Raw genomic sequence first — 23233 nt, forward strand, 5'->3', positions numbered from 1 at the left:
GCAGGGGTGGTGCGGCGTCGGTACTTGCGTTGGGGCGTGGGTGACTCAGTGCACCAGCATGCCGGTGAACCAGTAGGCTTGAGCCAGGGTGATCAGGCCGACGATGGTGGCGAAGAACAGGCTGTGCTTGAGGGTGAAACGGAACAGATCCGATTCCTTGCCCACCAGGCCAGTCGCGGCGCAGGCCACGGCGATCGATTGTGGCGAGATCATCTTGCCGGTCACGCCGCCGCTGGTGTTCGCCGCGACCAGCAAGGTGTCATTGACGCCGATCTGGTGTGCGGTGGTGGCTTGCAGCGAACTGAACAGCGCGTTCGACGACGTATCGGAACCGGTCAGGAACACGCCCAGCCAGCCGAGGAACGGCGAGAAGAACGGGAAGGCTGCGCCGGTGCCGGCCAGTACCAGGGCCATGGTCGAAGACATGCCCGAGTAGTTGGTGACGAAGGCGAATGCCAGCACCATGCCGATGGACAGGATCGGCCAGCGCAGTTCGAAAAAGGTCTCTTTCAAGGTGGTCAGACCAGTTTTGACATTGATCTTCAGTACCAGCATCGAAATCAGTGCCGAGAAGAAAATCGCCGTGCCGGTCGCGGAGATCGGATCAAGCTTGAACACCGCCGGAATGGCCGTCGGCGCAGCCACGATCGGTGCGGTCTTGATCACCAGTTGATCGAGGTGCGGGATGGCGAAGTTGAACACCCAGCTGTACATCGAGCCGCCGGCGGCAAACATCGCCTTGAACGGCTTCAGGGTCCAGATGGTGACCAGTACGGTGAGGATCAGGAACGGCGACCAAGCCTTGAAGATTTCACCCAGGCTGTAAGGCGATGCTTGCGTGGTGCGCGGTTGGCCGAAACCCCCGGCGCTGGCAGCAACGACCGAGGCGGAAACGGCGCCGGCCACGTGTTGGCCTGCGGCGCGTTTAGGCTGCCAGACTTTCAGGAACAGGGTCAGGGAAATCAGGCTGGCCAGGGCCGAGGTGATGTCCGGCAGTTCCGGGCCGATGAAGTTCGACGTGAAGTACTGGGTGACGGCAAAGCTCAAGCCCGCCACCAGCGCGGCCGGCCAGGTTTCACGTACGCCACGCAGGCCGTCCATCATGAACACCAGCCAGAACGGGACGAACAGCGACAGCAGCGGCAGTTGACGGCCGGTCATGGCGCCGATCTTGAAGGCGTCGATCCCGGTCACTTGTCCGGCCACGATGATCGGGATCCCCAAAGCACCGAAGGCCACCGGCGCGGTGTTGGCGATCAGGCACAGGCCAGCGGCGTACAGCGGGTTGAAACCCAGGCCTACCAGCAGGGCGGCGGTAATCGCCACCGGTGCGCCGAAACCGGCCGCCCCTTCAAGAAAGGCACCGAAGCAGAAACCGATCAGCAACACCTGCAGGCGCTGGTCGTCGGTGATCGAAAGGACCGAACTGCGGATCACCTCGAACTGACCACTCTTGACCGTCAGCTTGTAGAGGAATACCGCGGCCACGATGATCCACGCGATCGGCCACAGGCCATAGGCGAAACCATAACCGGCGGCGGCGAATGCCATGTCGACCGGCATCTGGAACGCGAAGATGGCCACCAGGATAGACAAGGCCAGCGTAATGCTACCGGCCACGTGACCCTTGAGGCGGAACACCGCCAACGCCAGAAAGAAAAACACGATGGGGATGACGGCCGCGAGGGCGGATAGGCCGAGACTGCCGAGCGGGCTATAGAGCTGTTGCCAGGTTTGCATGTGGGGTGGCCCCTAGTTGTTGTTGGTAGGCACTGGTCAGCGTTCTTGGTTAATTGGTAATACCAATTTACAATCGCTGTTCGCTAGGGTAAAAGCCTTGCCGGTGGTGTGTCAATTTGCAGCACTTAAACTTTTGTCGAATAGGGGCGGTACTGCCTGCGTGATTCGCTCGAACAAATGCCGTCTGATACGTGCCGGCCTGGCGCCGATAGGCCAGAATAGAGAGCCCGGCGAGCCGTCGGGATCGTGGAGAATTGAGTATGGGGTTTGATCAGATTCGTCAGCGCCGTTTGTCTGACGATATTGTCGAGCGGCTTGAGGGGATGATCCTCGAGGGTACGTTAAAGGCGGGAGAGCGTTTGCCGGCCGAGCGTGCGCTGGCCGAGCAGTTCGGCGTGTCACGCCCTTCGTTGCGCGAAGCGATTCAGAAGCTGGCGGCAAAAGGCTTGCTGGTCAGTCGCCAGGGTGGCGGCAATTATGTGGTGGAGTCATTGGGCACGACGTTCAGTGATCCGCTGCTTCATTTGCTGGAAAGCAATCCCGAAGCCCAGCGCGATCTGCTGGAGTTTCGCCACACCCTGGAAGCCTCCTGCGCCTATTACGCAGCCCTGCGTGCCACCGATGTCGACCGTGAACGCCTGACGGCAGCTTTCAACGAGCTGCAGGATTGTTACTCGCGCCACGACGAGGTCAGTCGAGCCGAAGAGGGGGCGGCGGACGCCAAATTCCATCTGGCCATCGCCGAAGCCAGTCACAACGCTGTCCTGCTGCATACCATCCGTGGGCTGTTTGACCTGCTCAAGCGCAACGTGGTGACCAACATTGGCGGCATGTACAAGCAACGCACGGAAACCCGCGACATGCTGATCACCCAGCACCGAGAGTTGTACATGGCGATTATCGAGGGCAGGGCCGAGCAGGCGCGGGAAGTCTCCAGTCGACACATCCTGTATGTGCAGGAAGTGCTGGAGGAGGTGCGTCAGGAAGTGCAGCGCGTGGCCCGGGCGGAGCGGCGCAAGGGGATGTAGCCCGGCAATTTGCGGCGACAGGGCACTTGCTATCGTCGGAACGCCGCCCGGAGCAGGCTCGCGCCCACAGAATCACATTCAACCTGTGGGAACGAGCCCGCTCGCGATGGCGGCTTCAGGCAAAAGGAAGATCAGTCTTCCTTGCCCTTGTTGCGCACCGCACGCTGCAGCTCGCGACCGGCGTCGCGCTCGCGTTCGGTATCACGCTTGTCGTATTCCTTCTTGCCCTTGCCCAGAGCGATCTCGCACTTGACCATGTGCTTGCTCCAGTACCAGGACAGGCACACGCAGGCGTAGCCCTTTTGCTGGACGGCGGCGGACAGCTTGTCCAGCTCGCGCCGGTTGAGCAGCAGTTTGCGGGTGCGGGTCGGATCGGCAATGACGTGCGTGCTGGCAGTCATCAGCGGCGTGATGTGACTGCCGAGCAGCCAGGCTTCGCCGTCCTTGAGCAGGACGTAGCTGTCCACCAGCTGCAGCTTGCTTGCACGCAGACTTTTTACTTCCCAGCCGGCCAGGACCAGACCAGCCTCGAACTTGTGCTCGATGAAGTAATCGTGTCGCGCCTTTTTATTCTGCGCGATGGTCCCTGTAGGGTGTTTCTTCTGTTTAGCCATAGGGGCGGCATTATAGGGAGTTGCAAGCGAGTCGGCTACGGTGATGCTGCGTGCTTGAGCAGGTTGATTGAATCCCGGACAATGCGCGCTCTTTTTGCAATGCTTGGACGTGACAACGATGTCGACAGACAAGGTTTCTGTCCACGGCAGCTGGGCCAGCCGCTGGGTCTTCATTCTGGCCGCAACCGGTTCGGCCGTGGGCCTGGGCAGCATCTGGAAATTCCCGTACATGGTCGGGATCTACGGCGGCGGGGCCTTTGTGTTGATGTTCCTGGCCTGTATCGCGCTGATCGGTGTGCCGGTGATGCTCGCGGAAACCCTGATCGGCCGTCGCGCCCGGCAGAGTCCGGCCAATGCCCTGAAGGTGTTGGCGCTGGAGGCCGGGCACTCGGCGAAGTGGTCCTGGGGCGCCTTCGCCGGCATGATCACGGCCTTGCTGATCCTGTCTTTCTATAGTGTCGTTGGCGGTTGGTCGCTGGATTACATCATCAACATGGGGCGTGGCGATTTCCAGGGCGTGACGCCTGACCAGGTCGGTGCGTACTTTGGCAAGGTGATCGCCGACCCCTGGCGCCTGACACTTTGGCACACGGTGTTCATGCTGCTGTCGGCGATTGTGATCGCCAAGGGTGTGGTGGCAGGGCTTGAGCGCAGTTTGCGCATCATGATGCCGCTGCTGTTCGTCATGGTCTTGGTGTTGTTGGGCTACAGCATGACCACCGGCCATTTCATGAACGGCCTGCATTTCATGTTCGACTTCCACCCGGAAAAAGTCCTCGACGGCTTGTTGCCGGCAATGGGCCATGCGTTCTTTTCGTTGAGCGTGGGGGTGGGTTCGATCATGATCTACGGCGCCTACATGCCCAAGCAATCATCGATTTCCGGCACAGTGGTCGGCGTTGCGTTGCTCGACACCTTCGTCTCCCTGGTGGCTGGTCTGGCGTTGTTCCCCATCGTCTTTGCGGCCGGGCTGAATCCCAGCGAAGGCCCGGGGCTGATGTTCGTCAGCCTGCCCTTTGCCTTCGGTAACGTAGCATTTGGCCAGCTGATGGGCGTAGTGTTCTTCGTGCTGGTGGCGATTGCTGCGTGGAGTTCGGCCATTTCGTTGCTGGAGCCCATGGTGGCTTACCTGGTGGAGCGGACTAAGGTCAGGCGCGCCTGGGTGACGTTCTGGCTGGCGTTCACTTGCTGGTTCGTTGGTCTGGGGACGGTGTTTTCGTTCAACATCTGGAAGCCAGCCAGGTTTTTCGTGAACGAAGGCGGGGCGTTCCATCTCTATCAATGGGGGGCCGTCGGCGGTCTGGATTTCTTTGGTGTGATCGATTTCTTCACCTCGCGGATCATGTTGCCACTCGGTGGCTTGTGCTTCGTGTTGTTTGCGGGTTGGGTGATGGGGCGTGAAGCGGTGCGCGACGAATTGTCGATCCGCAACCCCAGGCTGTTCACGCTGACCCTGTTTTTGATGCGCTATGTGGCGCCCATCGGCATTCTCGTAGTGTTTGCCGCCCAGCTGTGGAAGTGACGCTGACATGACGACACACATTCAACGTTCGGCTTTGCTGCCGTATCCGGCGCAAGCGCTGTATGACCTGGTCAATGACGTAGCGCGTTATCCGGAGTTTCTGCCGTGGTGTTCATCGGCCGAGGTCCTGGAAAGCGCCCCCGAGTTCATGCGCGCAAGCGTCGGGGTGGCCAAGGGAGGGCTCAGCCAGCATTTCGTGACCCGCAACACCCTGGTTCCCGGGCAATCGATCGAGATGAACCTCGAAGAGGGCCCGTTCACCCAGTTGCACGGTATCTGGGTGTTCAAGGCCCTGACCGACAAGGCCTGCAAGATCAGCCTGGACCTGTCGTTCGACTACGCCGGGCCGATTGTTCGCGCCACCCTGGGACCGTTGTTCAATCAGGCGGCCAACACCCTGGTCGATGCGTTCTGCCAGCGCGCCAAGCAGATGCATGGTTGAGACCGTGATCGAGATTGAAGTGGTGTATGCCGCAGTGGATCGCCAGGTACTTCGCAGCGTGTCGGTGCCGGTGGGCACCACGGTACGTTCCGCGCTGTTGAGTTCAGGGCTGGGCAGTGAGTTTGCGGAATTGAATCTGGTCGATTGTCCGGTCGGGGTGTTCGGCAAGGTGATTGTCGACCCGGACACTCGCCAGGTTCAGGCGGGGGATCGTCTGGAGATTTATCGGCCGCTGGTGGCCGATCCCAAGGAAGTTCGCCGGCTTCGCGCCGCCAGGGCTGCCGAGGCGAAGGCCCGGAATGGGTGATTGGCCGAAAATCAGGCAATAAAAAACCCGGAAATTCCGGGTTTTTTATTGCGTCGCAAATTATTGCGGCGAGGTGTCCAGCGGTTCTGGCGTCGGGACTGGAACGGTTTCTACGCCGTCGACGTCCTTCTGGATCTGGTCCAGCAATGAACCTGGCTTGGCCGGTTTTTCCGGTTTTGGCTTCTCGACGTTCTCGGCAGGAGCGGTCACGTTAGTGCCACTGTCCTGGCCCAGAATGGCTTCATCTCGGCTCACGCCTGGCATGAAGTCGCCGGAGAGGCTGACAAGTTGATCATTTGGGTTGAAGATAACGCTAATGCGTTCCTGTTGGCGTTCACCGCCACCCGGTTGCAGGCTGTACAGGTAATCCCAGCGATCGGCATGGAACGTGTCGGTCAGCAGGGGGTTGCCCATGATAAACCGTACTTGCCGTCGGGTCATTCCGGGGCGTAACTGGTCTATCATGTCCTGCGTGACGACATTGCCCTGCTGGATGTCGATTTTGTAAACCCCGGGGAATGAACAACCGGCGAGTGCGAGCAGTCCCACAAAGGTGAAACTGGTTAGCAAGAGCTTGGTGTTTTGCATCGGTGGGCGACTTCCACTATCTTGGCTGGGACAACGTAAACGCCGATCATACCCGCATTAAGAGAAGCTGCGAAGCAGCATCGCGAGAAAGCTGACCATGGTTGAAAATAGCGAACTACGCAAAGCCGGCCTCAAAGTGACCCTGCCACGGGTCAAAATTCTGCAAATGCTCGATTCCGCCGAGCAGCGCCACATGAGTGCCGAGGATGTCTACAAGGCACTGATGGAGGCTGGCGAGGACGTCGGTCTGGCCACGGTCTACCGTGTACTGACCCAGTTCGAGGCAGCTGGCCTTGTGGTGCGGCACAACTTCGACGGGGGCCATGCGGTCTTCGAGCTGGACGACGGCAAGCATCACGACCATATGGTCAACGTCGAAACCAGTGAAGTGATCGAGTTCTTCGATCAGGAAATCGAAAATCTGCAGAAAGCGATCGTCGAGAAGTATGGCTTCGAGATGGTTGATCACAATCTGGTGCTGTACGTACGCAAGAAAAAGTAAGCATGTCGCGTGAGCTGCCAGGCTCGCGAAACGAACAAAGGCGACTCAAGAGTCGCCTTTGTGCTTTGCGCGGGAGCTAAATTTTCGCGGTTACCACCATTTTCTTGGCGTGAGCCAGGGACTCCTTCGTCAGGTCGATACCGCCCAGCATCCGGGCGACCTCTTCGACGCGATCGTTTTTGCTCAGCTTGGAGACGGCCGTGTGGGTCGCTTTCTCGTCACGCACCTTGTGCACGAATAGATGCTGATGCCCCTGGGCCGCCACTTGTGGCAAGTGAGTCACCGTCAGCACCTGCCCGCGCTCGCCCAGGCGGCGCAGCAACTGGCCGACAATCTCGGCGGTCGGCCCGCCGATCCCCACGTCCACTTCATCGAACACCAGGGTGGGTACTCGCGACGTCTGTGCGGTGATCACCTGGATGGCCAGGCTGATCCGCGACAGTTCGCCGCCCGAGGCGACCTTGGCCAGGGCTTTCAGTGGCTGGCCGGGGTTGGCGCTGACCAGTAGCTCGACCTGCTCCAGGCCGTTGGGCAGCAGTTCGCCGCCGCTGTTGGGGCGTAACTCGATGGTGAAACGCCCACCCGGCATGCCCAGGCGTTGGATCTCCTGTTCGACGGCACTGGCCAGGCTGCTTGACGCCTGGTGGCGCAGATCGCTCAACTCCCGGGCCTTTTCCTGATAATGACGGGCGTAGGACGCCAGCTCGTCGCCCAGGCGCTCGATCGACTCGTCGTTGGCATTGAGGGTCTCGATTTCATCCAGCAGCCGTTGCTGCATCTCGGCGACCTCGGTGGGCTGGATACGGTGTTTGCGCGCCATGGTGTAGATCGCGTCGAGGCGCTCTTCCAGGTACTGCAGGCGTGCCGGGTCGGCGTCGAAGTTGTCGAGGAAGCGATTCAGTTCGCCCACGGCCTCTTCGACCTGGATCTGTGCACTGGTCAACAGGCTGCTGGCTTCACCCAGTGCGCCAATCGAACTGTTGACGCTCGACAGGCGATTGAGGCTCGCGGTCAGGGCGTTCAGGACATTGCCTGAATCACTTTCGCTGCATTGCTCGACCACCTGCCGGCAGATGCCGAGCAGGGTTTCGGCATTGGTCAGGTTCTTGTGTTCCTGCTCCAGTTCCTCCAGTTCTTTTTCGCCAAGGCCGAGATTCTCTAGCTCTTCGAGCTGATAACTCAGCAACTGATGGCGGGCGCGCTGCTCGTCGCCCGAGTTGGTCAGGCGCTCCAGCTCCTGGCTGGTCTGGCGCCAGCGCTGGGCGGCGAGCTGAACCTGGCGGGCAAGGTCGGTGGCGCCGGCATACTCGTCCAGCAGGCGGCGGTGCGTATCGGTCTTGAGCAGGGACTGGTGTTCATGCTGGCTGTGGATGTCGATCAACAGCTCGCCAAGGGCCTTGAGGTCACCCAGCGGGCAGGGAGTGCCGTTGATATAGCCTCGCGAGCGACCTTCGGCGGTGATGACCCGGCGCAGGATGCATGGACCGTCACTTTCCAGGTCGCGCTCGGCGAGCCAGGCACTGGCTTCCGGAATGTCGACCAGGTCGAACGTGGCCAGGATGTCTGCCTTGTCAGCGCCGGGACGGACCACGCCGCTGTCGGCACGATCCCCCAGGGTGAGGCCCAGGGCGTCGAGCATGATCGACTTGCCGGCGCCGGTTTCCCCTGTGATCACGCTCATCCCGCGATCGAGTTCGAGATCGAGATGTTCAACGATGGCGTAGTTGTGTACGGACAGGTGCACCAGCATGACGGCCGCTCCCAGGCTTTAGGTCTGGTTATTTATACAGTGTTTTATTTGCGACTGACAATGCCCTCCCTTAGCTCGATTTGCTTGGTCCGACGAAATCGTTAGTGCATCGGGGAATGACAATGCAGCTGTTTTTTGTAGGGTTAATTGTTATCGGCCCTTGAAGCTGGTTTTTGCGGCCCCATATACCGGGACAGAAGCGCGAGTTGAGCTCGCGGACGTTATTGAAAGGAGAATTCTATGGCTGACGAACAGACAGTGGATACGCAAAACCCAGACGCCAACCAGGCGCCCGAGGCTTCGGGCGAAGACCTGGCGACTCGTGTGCAAGTGCTCGAAGAGCAACTGGCCAGCGCGCAGGATAACGCTTTGCGCGTAGCCGCCGATCTGCAGAACGTCCGCCGCCGTGCCGAGCAGGACGTTGAAAAGGCTCACAAGTTCGCGCTGGAGAAGTTCGCCGGCGACCTGCTGCCGATCATCGACAGCCTGGAGCGCGGCCTGGAGTTGTCCAGCCCGGACGACGAGAGCATCCGTCCGATGCGCGAAGGCATCGAGCTGACCCTGAAAATGTTCCAGGACACCCTCAAGCGCTATCAGCTTGAGGCGATCGACCCGCATGGCGAACCGTTCAACGCCAGTCTCCATCAGGCAATGGCCATGCAGGAAAGCGCCGACGTCGAGCCCAACAGCGTGCTCAAGGTGTTCCAGAAGGGTTACCAGCTCAGCGGTCGCCTGCTGCGTCCGGCGATGGTCGTGGTCAGCAAGGCCCCGGCTCCGGTTTCGCCATCTATTGATGAGCAGGCTTGAAATTAGCCGCAAGGCCCCCATTTAGAAGTCAAGCGTTTAAGTGCTACCGCAGTTAGCCACCACTGCTGCGGCAACCAAATCCAAAGTTTCGGGAGAGTGAACATGGGCAAAATTATCGGTATAGACCTGGGGACTACCAACTCCTGCGTCTCCGTGCTGGAAAACGGCCAGGCCAAAGTGATTGAAAACGCCGAAGGCGCGCGCACCACGCCTTCGATCATCGCTTACGCCAACGATGGCGAAATCCTGGTTGGCCAATCGGCCAAACGTCAGGCTGTGACCAATCCGCACAACACCCTGTACGCGGTGAAGCGTCTGATCGGTCGTCGCTTCGATGAAGAAGTGGTACAGAAAGACATCCAGATGGTCCCTTACAAGATCGTCAAGGCTGACAACAGCGACGCCTGGGTTGAAGTGAACGGCCAGAAAATGGCTCCGCCACAAATCTCGGCTGAAATCCTGAAGAAAATGAAGAAGACCGCCGAAGACTACCTCGGCGAGCCTGTGACCGAGGCGGTGATCACCGTTCCGGCCTACTTCAACGACAGCCAGCGTCAAGCCACCAAGGACGCCGGTCGCATTGCCGGTCTGGACGTAAAACGTATCATCAACGAACCTACTGCGGCTGCTCTGGCCTACGGTATGGATAAGGCCAAGGGCGATCACACCGTGATCGTTTACGACCTGGGCGGCGGTACGTTCGACGTTTCCGTGATCGAAATCGCTGAAGTCGACGGTGAGCACCAGTTCGAAGTGCTGGCCACCAACGGCGACACCTTCCTGGGTGGTGAAGACTTTGACATTCGTCTGATCGATTACCTGGTTGACGAATTCAAGAAAGAAAGCGGCATGAACCTCAAGGGTGACCCGCTGGCCATGCAGCGCCTGAAAGAAGCGGCTGAAAAAGCCAAGATCGAGCTGTCTTCCGCTCAGTCGACCGACGTCAACCTGCCGTACATCACTGCAGACGCCACCGGTCCTAAGCACCTGAACGTGAAGATCTCCCGCGCCAAGCTGGAATCGCTGGTGGAAGACCTGGTTCAGCGCACCATCGAGCCTTGCCGCATCGCGCTGAAAGACTCCGGCATCGACGTGGGTTCGATCAATGACGTGATCCTCGTAGGCGGTCAGACCCGTATGCCACTGGTTCAGAAGCTGGTGACCGAGTTCTTCGGTAAAGAAGCGCGTAAAGATGTGAACCCGGACGAAGCCGTTGCCATGGGTGCTGCCATCCAGGGTGCCGTTCTGGCCGGCGACGTGAAGGACGTTCTGCTGCTCGACGTCAGCCCGCTGACCCTGGGTATCGAAACCATGGGTGGCGTGATGACTGCGCTGATCGAGAAAAACACCACGATTCCTACCAAGAAATCGCAAGTGTTCTCGACGGCCGACGACAACCAGGGCGCCGTGACCATTCACGTGTTGCAAGGTGAGCGTAAGCAAGCGGCGCAGAACAAGTCCCTGGGCAAGTTCGACCTGGCCGAGATTCCACCTGCACCGCGTGGCGTGCCACAAATCGAAGTGACTTTCGACATCGACGCCAACGGCATTCTGCACGTGGGCGCCAAGGACAAAGCCACTGGCAAGACCCAGTCGATCGTGATCAAGGCCAACTCCGGTCTGTCCGACGAGGAAATCGAGCGCATGGTGCGTGATGCCGAGGCGAACGCCGAGGAAGACCGCAAGTTCGAAGAACTGGCCGCTGCCCGCAACCAGGGTGATGCACTGGTCCACTCCACGCGCAAAATGGTCGCTGATGCCGGCGACAAGGTCAGCGCTGAAGAGAAGACTGCCATCGAAGCCGCAGTGGTTGCCCTGGAAGCCGCCGTCAAAGGCGACGACAAGGCTGCCATCGAAGCCAAGGTCGAAGAGCTGTCGAAAGTCTCCGCTCCAGTGGCGCAGAAGATGTACGCCGAGCAGGCTCAACCTGCTGAAGGCGCTGCACCGCAAGGCGAATCGGCCGAGAAGGCTGATGACGTGGTCGACGCCGAGTTCGAAGAAGTCAAAGACAACAAGTAAGTTGTTGGTCGCCCGGTTGACTGCCTTCGGGCAGTGGCTGGTAGGATGTCGCCGCGCGGGAGCCTGCTCCCGCGTTGGTGTGTCTGGAGTACACGAATTTTTACAGCATGCGACAACGCTCGCGTGTTGAGGGCATGGCCGGGAATGCTCCTGCTTTCCGTGCCGCAATTGCCACATCGAAACAAAGACCAGGATCGTTGAATTGACGTGAGTTGGGTCCGGGCCTGTATTGGGGCTCAACGAGTTTGGCGAAGCTCAGGAGAGGTTTGCCGAACGTCCTCAAGAGTGCAGAAGACTTATGGCAAAGCGTGACTATTACGAAGTATTGGGTGTTGAGCGCGGCTCCAGCGAAGCGGACCTGAAGAAGGCCTACCGCCGCCTGGCGATGAAGCACCACCCGGACCGTAATCCTGATGACAAGGCGTCGGAAGAACTGTTCAAAGAGGCCAACGAGGCCTATGAAGTGCTGTCCGACTCCAGCAAGCGTGCCGCGTATGACCAGTACGGTCATGCCGGTGTCGATCCGAGCATGGGTGGCGGCGGTGCCGGGTTTGGCGGTCAGAACTTCTCCGACATCTTCGGTGATGTGTTCAGCGACTTCTTCGGTGGCGGTCGCGGCGGTGCCCGTGGCGGCGCCCAGCGCGGCAGCGACCTGCGCTACACCCTGGAGCTGAACCTGGAAGAAGCCGTGCGCGGCACGACGGTGAATATCCGCGTTCCGACGCTGGTCAACTGCAAGCCGTGCGACGGCTCGGGGGCCAAGAAAGGCTCCTCGCCAGTGACCTGCCCGACCTGCGGTGGTATCGGCCAGGTCCGCATGCAGCAAGGTTTCTTCTCGGTGCAGCAGACCTGCCCGCGCTGCCATGGCCAGGGCAAGATCATTTCCGACCCGTGCAGCTCCTGTAACGGTGACGGTCGTGTCGAGGAGTACAAGACCCTGTCCGTGAAGGTGCCGGCCGGTGTCGACACCGGTGACCGTATTCGCCTGTCCGGCGAAGGCGAGGCGGGCGCTCAGGGTGGCCCGACGGGCGACCTGTACGTGGTGATCAGCGTGCGTGAGCACGCGATCTTCCAGCGTGATGGCAAGCATCTGTTCTGCGAAGTGCCGATCAGCTTCGTCGATGCGGCGCTGGGCGGCGAGCTGGAGATTCCGACCCTCGATGGTCGGGTCAAGCTGAAAATCCCCGAGGGGACTCAAACCGGCAAGCAGTTCCGTGTCCGTGGCAAAGGCGTTGCGCCGGTGCGTGGCGGCGGTGCGGGCGACCTGATGTGCCGCGTGGCCGTCGAAACCCCGGTCAACCTGGGGCGTCGGCAGCGCGAATTGCTGGAGGAATTCCGCAGCTCGCTGGCGGACGACAACAGCCACTCGCCAAAAACCACCGGCTGGTTCGAAGGCGTGAAGCGCTTCTTCGGCGACCTGTAAGGAGTGAGCATGCGACGTATAGCTGTCATGGGTGCCGCTGGCCGCATGGGCAAAATCCTGGTCGAGGCGGTGCAGCAGCGCGCACCGCTGACCGGCCTGACCGCCGCCATCGTGCGCCCCGGCAGCACGCTGATTGGCGTGGATGCCGGTGAGCTGGCCTCGCTGGGACGTATCGGCGTGCCGCTGTCCGGTAACCTGGATGCGGTGGCGGATGAGTTCGATGTGCTGATCGACTTCACGCTGCCGGAAGTCATGCTGAAAAACCTGGCGTTCTGCCGCAAGGCCGGCAAGGCCATGGTGATCGGCACGACCGGTCTGGATGCGGCGCAGAAGCAGTTGCTGGTCGAGGCGGGCAAGGATATTCCGATCGTGTTCGCCGCCAACTTCAGTGTCGGCGTGAATCTTTCGCTCAAGCTGCTCGACATGGCGGCGCGGGTGCTGGGTGACGACGCGGACATCGAAATCATCGAGGCCCATCATCGGCACAAGATCGATGCGCCTTCGGGCACCGCATTGCGCATGGGTGAAGTGATCGCCAATGCCCTGGATCGCGATCTGCAGAAAGTCGCGGTGTACGGGCGTGAGGGGCATACCGGTGCGCGTGAGCGTGAAACGATCGGTTTTGCCACTGTTCGCGGCGGTGACGTGGTGGGCGATCACACGGTTCTGTTCGCCTGTGAAGGCGAGCGGCTGGAGATTACTCACAAGGCTTCCAGTCGCATGACGTTCGCCAAGGGAGCCGTGCGTGCGGCGTTGTGGCTGGATGCGCGCGAACCTGGCCTCTACGACATGCAAGACGTGCTCGAACTGCGTTAAGATGCGCCCCGGAATCGGGCTCAAACCCACGATTGGGCCCCGGTTTCATTACGCCAAGCGACGTCCTGTCGCATTCTCCGGCCTTTAGGGCTCATTGGCGGTAGACCAAAAACGCCTTTTTCTGTAAGCTACAGCTTTAGTGTGTCCACTAAAAGCGCGCAGAAATAATTCAGTGAAGAAGCGGGGTGACGTGTCCATACGTCACTCCGCTTTTTTACAACCTGCGATCGCCCTTTCAGGCTTTATTTACGGGAGGTCTTCTTGACTAAGCCAGCCATACTCGCCCTTGCTGATGGCAGCATTTTTCGCGGCGAAGCCATTGGAGCCGACGGTCAAACCGTTGGTGAGGTGGTGTTTAACACCGCAATGACCGGCTATCAGGAAATCCTTACCGATCCTTCCTACGCCCAACAGATCGTTACCCTGACGTACCCGCACATCGGCAACACCGGCACCACGCCGGAAGACGCCGAGTCGAACCGCGTATGGTCCGCTGGCCTGGTTATCCGTGATCTGCCACTGGTTGCGAGCAACTGGCGTAACACGATGTCCCTGTCCGATTACCTGAAAGCCAACAATGTTGTGGCGATCGCCGGTATCGACACCCGCCGCCTGACGCGCATCCTGCGTGAGAAAGGCGCGCAGAACGGCTGCATCATGGCCGGTGACAACATTTCCGAAGAAGCCGCCATCGCCGCAGCCCAGGGCTTCCCTGGCCTCAAGGGCATGGACCTGGCGAAAGTCGTCAGCACCAAGGACGCCTACGAGTGGCGCTCGACGGTCTGGGACCTGAAGACCGATAGTCACGCAACCATCGACGCGTCGCAGCTGCCGTATCACGTGGTCGCCTACGACTACGGCGTCAAGTTGAACATCCTGCGCATGCTGGTCGAGCGCGGTTGCCGTGTGACAGTGGTGCCTGCGCAAACGCCGGCGGCCGATGTACTGGCAATGAATCCGGACGGCGTGTTCCTGTCCAACGGCCCTGGCGATCCGGAGCCTTGCGATTACGCGATCCAGGCGATCAAGGACGTGCTGGAAACCGAAATCCCGGTATTCGGTATCTGCCTCGGTCACCAGCTGCTGGCCCTGGCCTCCGGCGCCAAGACCCTGAAAATGGGCCACGGCCACCACGGCGCCAACCACCCGGTCCAGGACCTGGACACCGGCGTTGTGATGATCACCAGCCAGAACCACGGTTTTGCGGTAGACGAAGCGACCCTGCCAGCCAACGTCCGCGCGATCCACAAGTCGCTGTTCGACGGCACCCTGCAAGGGATCGAGCGTACCGACAAGAGCGCCTTCAGCTTCCAGGGCCACCCGGAAGCCAGCCCTGGCCCGAACGACGTAGCGCCTTTGTTCGATCGCTTCATCAACGAAATGGCCAAGCGACGCTGATCGTTGGCCCTGATGCAGCAGCCCGGAGGCGGTCCCGATAGCGGCGGCCCCTCCAGGCTTCACAGATTGATCAAGACGGCTTGCCGACTGACCTGCGGATTTGAGTGACAACCCATGCCAAAACGTACAGACATTAAAAGCATCCTGATTCTCGGCGCTGGCCCGATCGTGATCGGCCAGGCCTGCGAATTCGACTACTCCGGCGCCCAGGCCTGCAAAGCCCTGCGCGAGGAGGGTTACCGCGTCATCCTGGTGAACTCCAACCCGGCCACCATCATGACCGACCCGGCCATGGCTGACGCCACCTACATCGAGCCGATCAAGTGGCAGACCGTTGCCAAGATCATCGAAAAAGAGCGTCCGGACGCGCTGCTGCCGACCATGGGTGGCCAGACCGCCCTGAACTGCGCCCTGGACCTGGAGCGCGAAGGCGTTCTGGAGAAGTTCGGCGTGGAAATGATCGGTGCCAACGCCGACACCATCGACAAGGCCGAAGACCGTTCGCGTTTCGACAAGGCCATGAAGGACATCGGCCTGGCCTGTCCGCGTTCCGGCATCGCCCACAGCATGGAAGAGGCCAATGCGGTCCTCGAGAAGCTGGGCTTCCCGTGCATCATCCGTCCGTCCTTCACCATGGGCGGCACCGGTGGCGGTATCGCTTACAACCGTGAAGAGTTCGAAGAAATCTGCGCCCGCGGCCTGGACCTGTCGCCGACCAAAGAACTGCTGATCGACGAGTCCCTGATCGGCTGGAAAGAATACGAGATGGAGGTTGTCCGCGATAAGAAGGACAACTGCATCATCGTTTGCTCCATCGAAAACTTCGACCCGATGGGCGTGCACACCGGTGACTCGATCACCGTGGCGCCAGCACAGACCCTGACCGACAAGGAATACCAGATCCTGCGTAACGCCTCCCTGGCGGTATTGCGCGAGATCGGCGTGGAAACCGGTGGCTCCAACGTTCAGTTCGGCATCTGCCCGAACACCGGCCGCATGGTCGTGATCGAGATGAACCCGCGTGTGTCCCGTTCCTCGGCCCTGGCTTCGAAAGCCACCGGTTTCCCGATTGCCAAGGTTGCCGCCAAACTGGCCGTGGGCTACACCCTCGACGAGCTGTCGAACGACATCACCGGCGGCAAGACCCCGGCGTCCTTCGAGCCGTCCATCGACTACGTCGTCACCAAGTTGCCACGCTTTGCCTTCGAGAAATTCGCCAAGGCCGACGCACGCCTGACCACCCAGATGAAGTCGGTCGGTGAAGTCATGGCCATCGGCCGTACCTTCCAGGAGTCCCTGCAGAAAGCCCTGCGCGGCCTGGAAGTGGGCGTTTGCGGCCTGGACGAGAAGCTCGACCTGAGCAACCCGGAAAGCATGGGCATCCTCAAGCGCGAGCTGACCGTGCCTGGCGCCGAGCGTATCTGGTACGTGGCTGACGCGTTCCGCGCCGGCCTGTCGGTCGAAGACATCTTCGGCATGAACATGATCGATCCATGGTTCCTGGTGCAGATCGAGGACCTGATCAAGGATGAAGAGAAGGTCAAGACCCTCGGTCTGTCGGCCATCGACCGCGACCTGATGTTCCGCCTCAAGCGCAAGGGTTTCTCCGATCAGCGTCTGGCCAAGCTACTGGGTGTCACCGAGAAGAATCTGCGCACTCACCGTCACAAGCTGGAAGTGTTCCCGGTCTACAAGCGCGTCGACACCTGCGCGGCCGAGTTCGCCACCGACACCGCCTACCTGTACTCGACCTACGAGGAAGAGTGCGAAGCGGCGCCGTCCGGTCGCGACAAGATCATGATCCTCGGCGGCGGTCCGAACCGTATCGGCCAGGGTATCGAGTTCGACTACTGCTGCGTGCACGCGGCGCTGGCACTGCGCGATGACGGTTACGAGACCATCATGGTCAACTGCAACCCGGAAACCGTTTCCACCGACTACGACACCTCCGATCGCCTGTACTTCGAGCCGGTGACCCTGGAAGACGTATTGGAAATCGTGCGTGTCGAGAAGCCGAAAGGCGTGATCGTCCAGTATGGCGGCCAGACCCCGCTGAAGCTGGCGCGTGCCCTGGAAGCCGCCGGCGTGCCGATCATCGGTACCAGCCCTGACGCCATCGACCGTGCCGAAGACCGTGAGCGCTTCCAGCAGATGGTCGAGCGCCTGAACCTGCGTCAGCCGCCAAACGCCACCGTGCGCAGCGAAGACGAAGCCGTTCGCGCAGCCGCGAAGATCGGTTATCCGCTGGTAGTGCGTCCTTCGTACGTACTGGGCGGCCGGGCGATGGAAATCGTCTACAAGGAAGAAGAACTCAAGCGCTACCTGCGTGAAGCGGTGCAAGTGTCCAACGACAGCCCGGTGCTGCTGGACCACTTCCTCAACTGCGCCATCGAGATGGACGTGGATGCGGTCAGCGACGGCAAGGACGTCGTGATCGGCGCGATCATGCAGCACATCGAACAGGCGGGCGTTCACTCCGGTGACTCCGCGTGCTCCCTGCCGCCGTACTCGCTGCCCGCGCACATCCAGGACGAGATGCGCGAACAGGTCAAGAAAATGGCCCTGGAACTGGGCGTGGTCGGCCTGATGAACGTGCAGTTGGCGCTGCAAGGCGAAGACATCTACGTCATCGAAGTCAACCCGCGCGCTTCGCGTACCGTACCGTTCGTGTCCAAGTGCATCGGTGTTTCCCTGGCCATGATCGCGGCCCGCGTGATGGCCGGCAAGACCCTGAAGGAACTGGGTTTCACCAAGGAAATCATTCCGAACTTCTACAGTGTGAAAGAGGCGGTGTTCCCGTTCGCCAAATTCCCGGGTGTGGACCCGATCCTCGGCCCAGAGATGAAGTCCACCGGTGAAGTCATGGGTGTGGGCGACACCTTCGGCGAAGCCTTCGCCAAGGCCCAGATGGGCGCCAGTGAAGTGCTGCCGACCGGCGGTACTGCGTTCATCAGCGTACGTGACGATGACAAGCCGCTGGTTGCAGGTGTGGCACGCGATCTGATCAACTTGGGCTTCGAAGTGGTCGCCACTGCCGGTACTGCCAAGCTGATCGAAGCGGCAGGCCTGAAAGTGCGCCGTGTGAACAAGGTGACCGAAGGCCGTCCGCACGTGGTCGACATGATCAAGAATGACGAAGTCACGCTGATCATCAACACCACCGAAGGTCGTCAGTCGATCGCTGATTCGTACTCCATTCGTCGAAATGCCCTGCAGCACAAGATTTACTGCACCACCACCATTGCTGCGGGCGAGGCCATCTGCGAAGCGCTGAAGTTCGGTCCCGAGAAGACCGTGCGCCGCTTGCAGGATCTACATGCAGGATTGAAGGCATGAGCATAACGAAATACCCGATGACCGTTCAGGGCGCTCGCGCCCTGGAAGAAGAACATGCTCATCTGACCAAGGTCGTTCGTCCGAAGCTCAGCCAGGACATCGGTACGGCCCGCGAGTTGGGTGACTTGAAGGAAAACGCCGAATACCACGCTGCTCGCGAGCAGCAGGGTATGGTCGAGGCGCGGATCCGTGACATCGAAGGCCGCATGCAGAATGCAGTTATCATCGATGTCACCGCCATTCCTCACACCGGCAAGGTGATTTTCGGCACCACCGTCGAAATCGCCAACGTCGAGACGGATGAAAGCGTGACTTACCAGATCGTGGGTGAGGATGAGGCTGACATCAAACTCGGCAAAATCTCTGTCGGTTCGCCCATCGCCCGCGCCTTGATTGCCAAGGAAGAGGGTGATGTGGTTGCGGTCAAAACGCCAAGCGGTGTTATCGAGTACGAGATTGTCGAAGTTCGCCACATCTGAAGGCGGGCGCCCGTTTCGTGCGGGCGCCATGCTTTGGCAGCTGACCCAGATGCTCTGGGTGGGCGGCCTGTGGTTGTCGCATGTTGGTCTGCCAGCGGTGCTGGGTCGAATTGGCCTGGCGCCGCTGCTGATCGACGAAATTGCAGGCATGCTGAATGCGCTGATGGTGGCATTCGCCGCAGCGTGTGTGATTTTTCAGGCGATGGTGCTGGTCCGGGCCGAAGGGCTGGCCAGTCTGTGGCGCGATATTCGTGGGCAGTTGCTGCTGATGGCGCTTTACGCGAGCGCGATGTTCTTTGCGGTGCTGCTCGGTTGGCCGGACGCCGTGCGTTGGCAGGTGTTCAGTTATCTTGTGCTGGGCTTTTCCGGACTGGTGCTGGTTCTGCAGCCGGTACCGGGATGGGGTGGCAGGGTGCGCGAAGCACACCCTTGACCCTTGCCATCACTTGAAGCGATGAACGTTCGACAGTTGCTTGTTGACGCTGAAGTTCTTGCGGTAAATCAGTGCCATCTTGCCGATGACCTGAACCAGATCCGCCTTGCCAGCCTTGCACAGCTCTGCAATGGAGGCCAGACGCGATTCGCGGTCGAGGATGTTGAGCTTGATCTTGATCAGTTCATGATCCGCCAGGGCGCGTTCAAGTTCGGCTAGCACACCTTCAGTTAAACCGTTGTCAGCCACAATCAAAACCGGTTTCAGATGGTGGCCAATGGATTTGTACTGTTTCTTCTGCTCTTGAGTGAGCGGCATAAATCTGACCCTTTCGTCTGGATTCTGTAAAATGGCGGCCATTTTACCCGAGGGCTCGTTGATCCGCCCAATTAATCACGACCCTAATCATCGAGGTGCCCAATGGCGCGTTCCAAGACAAGCCTTGGTTGGCTGAAACGACATGTCAACGATCCCTATGTGAAGCAGGCGCAGAAGGATGGATACCGCTCGCGTGCGAGTTACAAACTTCTGGAAATCCAGGAGAAATACAAACTGATCCGTCCGGGCATGAGTGTGGTCGACCTCGGTGCGGCACCGGGTGGCTGGTCGCAGGTCACCAGCCGTCTGATCGGTGGTCAGGGGCGTCTGATCGCCTCGGACATCCTGGAAATGGACAGCATTCCGGACGTAACCTTCATCCAGGGTGACTTCACCGAGGACGAAGTGCTCGCGCGGATCCTCGAGGCCGTGGGTAATTCGCAGGTAGACCTTGTGATTTCCGATATGGCCCCCAATATGAGTGGTACGCCTGAAGTAGACATGCCCAAAGCGATGTTTCTTTGCGAGCTGGCGCTTGATTTGGCGGATCGGATCCTCAAGCCCGGTGGCAATTTCGTCATCAAGATTTTTCAGGGCGAAGGGTTCGATGTTTACCTGAAGGACGCTCGCAAGAAGTTCGACAAGATCCAGATGATCAAGCCGGACTCTTCTCGTGGCAGTTCCCGCGAGCAATACATGCTGGCCTGGGGCTATCGTGGCAAGAGCGAGTGAAGCGAGGTTTTTGGTCGGGTCGATAGGTTTTTCATATTTCGCCCCGCGAGCAATAGCGAATATTGTGTGGAAAGTGTTTCACAAAGGGTTACAGACGGCGCCTGCCAAGCCGTACGTAATGTAGTAAGTTAGGCTGGTGAATATCATGCGAAGCGCGCGCCATTAGCGGAGCTTGCTTCAGAGGGTAGTTAATTGAACGATATGGCAAAGAATCTGATCCTGTGGTTGATCATCGCGGCTGTCCTGGTGACGGTGATGAACAACTTCTCCAGTCCTAACGAGCCGCAGACCCTCAACTATTCCGACTTCATCCAGCAGGTCAAGGATGGCAAGGTCGAGCGCGTAGCGGTTGATGGCTACGTGATCACCGGCAAGCGCAACGATGGCGACAGCTTCAAGACCATCCGTCCTGCTATTCAGGACAATGGCCTGATCGGCGATCTGGTGGACAACCACGTCGTGGTCGAAGGCAAGCAGCCGGAGCAGCAAAGCATCTGGACTCAACTGCTGGTCGCGAGCTTCCCGATCCTGGTGATCATCGCCGTGTTCATGTTCTTCATGCGCCAGATGCAGGGTGGCGCGGGAGGCAAGGGCGGGCCGATGAGTTTCGGCAAGAGCAAGGCACGCCTGCTCTCCGAAGATCAGGTGAAAACCACCCTGGCTGACGTCGCCGGTTGCGATGAGGCCAAGGAAGAAGTGGGCGAGCTGGTCGAGTTCCTGCGTGATCCGGGCAAATTCCAGCGCCTGGGCGGGCGTATTCCTCGCGGCGTACTGATGGTCGGTCCTCCGGGCACCGGTAAAACCTTGCTGGCCAAGGCGATTGCCGGCGAGGCCAAGGTGCCGTTCTTCACCATCTCCGGTTCCGATTTCGTCGAAATGTTCGTCGGTGTCGGTGCCAGTCGTGTTCGCGACATGTTCGAACAAGCCAAGAAGCACGCCCCGTGCATCATCTTCATCGACGAAATCGATGCGGTCGGTCGTCATCGTGGTGCGGGCATGGGCGGTGGTCACGACGAGCGCGAGCAGACCCTCAACCAGTTGCTGGTTGAGATGGACGGCTTTGAAATGAATGACGGCATCATCGTCATCGCGGCCACCAACCGTCCTGACGTACTGGACCCGGCCTTGCTGCGTCCGGGCCGTTTCGACCGTCAGGTGGTGGTCGGTCTGCCGGACATTCGCGGTCGTGAACAGATTCTCAAGGTTCACATGCGCAAGGTGCCCATGGGTGACGACGTCGCGCCAGCGGTGATCGCACGGGGTACTCCGGGCTTCTCCGGTGCCGACCTGGCCAACCTGGTGAACGAGGCGTCGCTGTTCGCCGCCCGTACCGGCAAGCGCATCGTCGAAATGAAAGAGTTCGAGCTGGCCAAAGACAAGATCATGATGGGTGCCGAGCGCAAATCCATGGTCATGTCCGAAAAAGAAAAACAGAACACCGCTTATCACGAGGCAGGTCATGCCATCGTCGGTCGCGTGGTTCCCGAGCATGATCCGGTCTACAAGGTGTCGATCATCCCGCGCGGTCGAGCGCTGGGCGTCACCATGTTCCTGCCGGAAGAAGATCGCTATAGCCTGTCCAAGCGCGCATTGATCAGCCAGATCTGCTCGCTGTACGGCGGCCGAATTGCCGAAGAGATGACCCTGGGCTTCGATGGCGTCACCACCGGTGCGTCCAACGACATCATGCGTGCCAGCCAGATTGCGCGGAACATGGTGACCAAGTGGGGCTTGTCGGAAAAACTCGGTCCGTTGATGTACGCCGAAGAAGAGGGCGAGGTATTCCTGGGTCGCGGCGGCGGTGGTCAGAACGCCAGCTTCTCCGGCGAAACCGCCAAGCTCATCGACTCCGAAGTGCGCAGCATCATTGACCAGTGCTACGGCACCGCCAAGCAGATCCTCACGGATAACCGCGACAAGCTCGACGCAATGGCCGATGCCCTGATGAAGTACGAAACGATCGACGCCGATCAGATCGACGACATCATGGCGGGTCGTACCCCTCGCGAGCCTCGTGACTGGTCGGGTGGTACCGGTAGTTCCGGAACGCCTCCGGTGGTACAGGATCCGCGTCCGGAAACACCGATCGGCGGTCCCGCTGCTGACGTTTAAGGTTTGAAATGACTTCTGTTCAGTCCTCGACCCGGTTGCCTTGCGGCAACCGGGTTCTTGATTTGGCCCATACGCATGTCATGGGCATTCTCAATGTCACTCCCGATTCCTTCTCCGATGGCGGCCAGTACAGCCAGCTCGATGCAGCCCTGCGTCACGCTGAGGCCATGGTGCTGGCGGGCGCAACGCTGATCGATGTCGGTGGTGAATCGACCCGGCCAGGTGCCAGGGCGGTTTCCCCGATCGAAGAGCTGGAGCGCGTCGCTCCGATTGTCGAGCGCATCAATCGCGAGCTGGATGTGATCATCTCGGTCGACACCTCTACCCCGGCAGTCATGCGCGAAACTGCGCGGCTGGGAGCGGGGTTGATCAATGATGTTCGCTCGCTGCGCCGTGAGGGAGCCCTGGATGCGGCGGCAGACACCGGCTTGCCGGTCTGCCTGATGCACATGCTCGGTGAGCCCGGCGACATGCAGGACAATCCGCAGTATCAGGACGTCACCCAAGAGGTTGCCAGTTTCCTGGCCGAGCGCATGGCACAGTGCGCAGCGGCCGGAATTCCGGCGCAGCGGATCATCCTCGATCCGGGATTTGGCTTCGCCAAGAACCTGCAGCACAATCTAAGCCTGTTCAAGCACATGGAAGCCCTGCATGTTTTCGGGCGGCCCTTGTTGGTTGGGGTTTCACGCAAGAGCATGATCGGTCAGACCTTGAATCGCCCAGTCGATGAACGACTGTCGGGTGGCCTGGCGCTCGCGGCGCTGGCATCTCTCAAGGGGGCGCGTATATTGCGCGTCCATGACGTGGCCGAGACTGTCGATGTGGTGCGCATGATCGCTGCAGTGGAATCAGCCGAATAAGAATGAT

General features: G+C 60.0%; 21 protein-coding genes. 16 read left to right on the forward strand and 5 right to left on the reverse strand.

Features of this window, described 5'->3' with window-relative positions; genetic code table 11:
* Positions 1 to 45 precede the first annotated feature (45 nt).
* Complete coding sequence (locus IB249_RS28465; protein WP_192309496.1) at positions 46 to 1740, reverse strand: lactate permease LctP family transporter; 1695 nt, start codon at positions 1738 to 1740, stop codon at positions 46 to 48.
* A gap of 260 nt (positions 1741 to 2000) precedes the next feature.
* On the opposite strand from IB249_RS28465, the gene IB249_RS28470 reads away from it, so the two are divergent.
* Positions 2001 to 2768: a GntR family transcriptional regulator gene (locus tag IB249_RS28470; RefSeq protein WP_192309498.1), complete on the forward strand. Its 768-nt coding sequence runs from the start codon at positions 2001 to 2003 to the stop codon at positions 2766 to 2768.
* A 131-nt stretch (positions 2769 to 2899) separates the two neighbouring features.
* Here the strand turns inward: IB249_RS28470 and smpB are convergent, their stop codons facing one another.
* Positions 2900 to 3382, reverse strand: coding sequence for an SsrA-binding protein SmpB (gene smpB / locus IB249_RS28475; RefSeq protein WP_192309500.1), 483 nt, complete (start codon positions 3380 to 3382; stop codon positions 2900 to 2902).
* 118 nt (positions 3383 to 3500) lie between these two features.
* Here smpB and IB249_RS28480 point away from each other — a divergent pair, with 118 nt between their 5' ends.
* From IB249_RS28480 to IB249_RS28490, 3 genes are read left to right on the forward strand one after another with little or no spacing between them, the layout of a single operon-like run.
* On the forward strand, positions 3501 to 4904 hold the full coding sequence (locus IB249_RS28480; protein WP_192309502.1) for a sodium-dependent transporter: 1404 nt from the start codon (positions 3501 to 3503) through the stop codon (positions 4902 to 4904).
* A gap of 7 nt (positions 4905 to 4911) precedes the next feature.
* Positions 4912 to 5346: a type II toxin-antitoxin system RatA family toxin gene (locus tag IB249_RS28485; protein ID WP_192309504.1), complete on the forward strand. Its 435-nt coding sequence runs from the start codon at positions 4912 to 4914 to the stop codon at positions 5344 to 5346.
* The gene (locus tag IB249_RS28490) at positions 5339 to 5653 is read left to right on the forward strand and encodes an RnfH family protein (RefSeq protein ID WP_192309506.1); all 315 of its coding nucleotides are present in this window, start codon (positions 5339 to 5341) and stop codon (positions 5651 to 5653) included. Before IB249_RS28485 ends, IB249_RS28490 begins: the two co-directional genes overlap by 8 nt.
* Before the next feature lie 60 nt (positions 5654 to 5713).
* On the opposite strand, the gene IB249_RS28495 is transcribed toward IB249_RS28490, so the two are convergent.
* Positions 5714 to 6241 carry an outer membrane protein assembly factor BamE gene (locus IB249_RS28495; protein WP_192309508.1) on the reverse strand — a complete coding sequence of 176 codons (528 nt, stop codon included), beginning with the start codon at positions 6239 to 6241 and terminating at the stop codon, positions 5714 to 5716.
* Positions 6242 to 6338: 97 nt separating this feature from the next.
* Here IB249_RS28495 and fur point away from each other — a divergent pair, with 97 nt between their 5' ends.
* On the forward strand, positions 6339 to 6743 hold the full coding sequence (fur, locus tag IB249_RS28500) for a ferric iron uptake transcriptional regulator (RefSeq protein WP_110966279.1): 405 nt from the start codon (positions 6339 to 6341) through the stop codon (positions 6741 to 6743).
* Positions 6744 to 6819: 76 nt separating this feature from the next.
* On the opposite strand, the gene recN is transcribed toward fur, so the two are convergent.
* Entirely contained in the window at positions 6820 to 8493 is a 1674-nt protein-coding gene (gene recN, locus IB249_RS28505; RefSeq protein ID WP_192309510.1) for a DNA repair protein RecN, read from the reverse strand.
* 240 nt (positions 8494 to 8733) lie between these two features.
* Here recN and grpE point away from each other — a divergent pair, with 240 nt between their 5' ends.
* From grpE to IB249_RS28545, 8 genes are all read left to right on the forward strand, one after another.
* Positions 8734 to 9300 (forward strand): nucleotide exchange factor GrpE, encoded by a 567-nt coding sequence (gene grpE, locus IB249_RS28510; protein WP_192309512.1) that lies wholly within the window; start codon positions 8734 to 8736, stop codon positions 9298 to 9300.
* 102 nt (positions 9301 to 9402) lie between these two features.
* Positions 9403 to 11319: a molecular chaperone DnaK gene (dnaK, locus tag IB249_RS28515; protein ID WP_192309514.1), complete on the forward strand. Its 1917-nt coding sequence runs from the start codon at positions 9403 to 9405 to the stop codon at positions 11317 to 11319.
* Between the two features lie 298 nt (positions 11320 to 11617).
* Entirely contained in the window at positions 11618 to 12742 is a 1125-nt protein-coding gene (gene dnaJ, locus IB249_RS28520) for a molecular chaperone DnaJ (protein WP_192309516.1), read from the forward strand.
* A gap of 9 nt (positions 12743 to 12751) precedes the next feature.
* Positions 12752 to 13558 (forward strand): 4-hydroxy-tetrahydrodipicolinate reductase, encoded by an 807-nt coding sequence (dapB, locus tag IB249_RS28525; protein WP_192309519.1) that lies wholly within the window; start codon positions 12752 to 12754, stop codon positions 13556 to 13558.
* Between the two features lie 261 nt (positions 13559 to 13819).
* The gene (gene carA, locus IB249_RS28530; RefSeq protein WP_192309521.1) at positions 13820 to 14956 is read left to right on the forward strand and encodes a glutamine-hydrolyzing carbamoyl-phosphate synthase small subunit; all 1137 of its coding nucleotides are present in this window, start codon (positions 13820 to 13822) and stop codon (positions 14954 to 14956) included.
* A gap of 114 nt (positions 14957 to 15070) precedes the next feature.
* Positions 15071 to 18292 carry a carbamoyl-phosphate synthase large subunit gene (carB, locus tag IB249_RS28535; RefSeq protein ID WP_192309523.1) on the forward strand — a complete coding sequence of 1074 codons (3222 nt, stop codon included), beginning with the start codon at positions 15071 to 15073 and terminating at the stop codon, positions 18290 to 18292.
* A 2-nt stretch (positions 18293 to 18294) separates the two neighbouring features.
* Positions 18295 to 18771, forward strand: a complete 477-nt coding sequence (greA, locus tag IB249_RS28540; protein ID WP_192309880.1) for a transcription elongation factor GreA — start codon at positions 18295 to 18297, stop codon at positions 18769 to 18771.
* Positions 18772 to 18799: 28 nt separating this feature from the next.
* Positions 18800 to 19204 (forward strand): MFS transporter, encoded by a 405-nt coding sequence (locus IB249_RS28545; RefSeq protein ID WP_192309883.1) that lies wholly within the window; start codon positions 18800 to 18802, stop codon positions 19202 to 19204.
* 9 nt (positions 19205 to 19213) lie between these two features.
* Here IB249_RS28545 and IB249_RS28550 read toward each other — a convergent pair whose 3' ends face one another.
* Complete coding sequence (locus IB249_RS28550) at positions 19214 to 19522, reverse strand: YhbY family RNA-binding protein (RefSeq protein ID WP_017336468.1); 309 nt, start codon at positions 19520 to 19522, stop codon at positions 19214 to 19216.
* Positions 19523 to 19624: 102 nt separating this feature from the next.
* Here IB249_RS28550 and rlmE point away from each other — a divergent pair, with 102 nt between their 5' ends.
* The 3 genes from rlmE to folP all read left to right on the forward strand — a co-directional run bounded on the left by rlmE (position 19625) and on the right by folP (position 23226).
* A complete protein-coding gene (gene rlmE, locus IB249_RS28555; protein ID WP_192309525.1) occupies positions 19625 to 20254 on the forward strand; it encodes a 23S rRNA (uridine(2552)-2'-O)-methyltransferase RlmE in 630 nt (209 codons plus the stop codon).
* A 201-nt stretch (positions 20255 to 20455) separates the two neighbouring features.
* Entirely contained in the window at positions 20456 to 22366 is a 1911-nt protein-coding gene (ftsH, locus tag IB249_RS28560) for an ATP-dependent zinc metalloprotease FtsH (RefSeq protein ID WP_192309527.1), read from the forward strand.
* Positions 22367 to 22374: 8 nt separating this feature from the next.
* Complete coding sequence (folP, locus tag IB249_RS28565) at positions 22375 to 23226, forward strand: dihydropteroate synthase (protein WP_192309530.1); 852 nt, start codon at positions 22375 to 22377, stop codon at positions 23224 to 23226.
* Positions 23227 to 23233 lie beyond the last annotated feature (7 nt).

This window comes from Pseudomonas sp. PDM04, assembly GCF_014851765.1.
In the GTDB taxonomy this organism is placed as follows: domain Bacteria; phylum Pseudomonadota; class Gammaproteobacteria; order Pseudomonadales; family Pseudomonadaceae; genus Aquipseudomonas.

Bases quoted from the DNA above. Each gene is read 5' to 3' on its own strand.
- recN (WP_192309510.1), bottom strand. From the start codon at position 8,493: ATGCTGGTGCACCTGTCCGTACACAACTACGCCATCGTTGAACATCTC.
- IB249_RS28470 (WP_192309498.1), top strand. From the start codon at position 2,001: ATGGGGTTTGATCAGATTCGTCAGCGCCGTTTGTCTGACGATATTGTC.
- folP (WP_192309530.1), top strand. From the start codon at position 22,375: ATGACTTCTGTTCAGTCCTCGACCCGGTTGCCTTGCGGCAACCGGGTT.
- IB249_RS28490 (WP_192309506.1), top strand. From the start codon at position 5,339: ATGGTTGAGACCGTGATCGAGATTGAAGTGGTGTATGCCGCAGTGGAT.
- carB (WP_192309523.1), top strand. From the start codon at position 15,071: ATGCCAAAACGTACAGACATTAAAAGCATCCTGATTCTCGGCGCTGGC.
- IB249_RS28480 (WP_192309502.1), top strand. From the start codon at position 3,501: ATGTCGACAGACAAGGTTTCTGTCCACGGCAGCTGGGCCAGCCGCTGG.
- IB249_RS28550 (WP_017336468.1), bottom strand. From the start codon at position 19,522: ATGCCGCTCACTCAAGAGCAGAAGAAACAGTACAAATCCATTGGCCAC.
- rlmE (WP_192309525.1), top strand. From the start codon at position 19,625: ATGGCGCGTTCCAAGACAAGCCTTGGTTGGCTGAAACGACATGTCAAC.
- smpB (WP_192309500.1), bottom strand. From the start codon at position 3,382: ATGGCTAAACAGAAGAAACACCCTACAGGGACCATCGCGCAGAATAAA.
- IB249_RS28465 (WP_192309496.1), bottom strand. From the start codon at position 1,740: ATGCAAACCTGGCAACAGCTCTATAGCCCGCTCGGCAGTCTCGGCCTA.
- IB249_RS28485 (WP_192309504.1), top strand. From the start codon at position 4,912: ATGACGACACACATTCAACGTTCGGCTTTGCTGCCGTATCCGGCGCAA.
- ftsH (WP_192309527.1), top strand. From the start codon at position 20,456: ATGGCAAAGAATCTGATCCTGTGGTTGATCATCGCGGCTGTCCTGGTG.
- IB249_RS28495 (WP_192309508.1), bottom strand. From the start codon at position 6,241: ATGCAAAACACCAAGCTCTTGCTAACCAGTTTCACCTTTGTGGGACTG.
- IB249_RS28545 (WP_192309883.1), top strand. From the start codon at position 18,800: ATGCTTTGGCAGCTGACCCAGATGCTCTGGGTGGGCGGCCTGTGGTTG.
- fur (WP_110966279.1), top strand. From the start codon at position 6,339: ATGGTTGAAAATAGCGAACTACGCAAAGCCGGCCTCAAAGTGACCCTG.
- dnaK (WP_192309514.1), top strand. From the start codon at position 9,403: ATGGGCAAAATTATCGGTATAGACCTGGGGACTACCAACTCCTGCGTC.
- dnaJ (WP_192309516.1), top strand. From the start codon at position 11,618: ATGGCAAAGCGTGACTATTACGAAGTATTGGGTGTTGAGCGCGGCTCC.
- dapB (WP_192309519.1), top strand. From the start codon at position 12,752: ATGCGACGTATAGCTGTCATGGGTGCCGCTGGCCGCATGGGCAAAATC.
- grpE (WP_192309512.1), top strand. From the start codon at position 8,734: ATGGCTGACGAACAGACAGTGGATACGCAAAACCCAGACGCCAACCAG.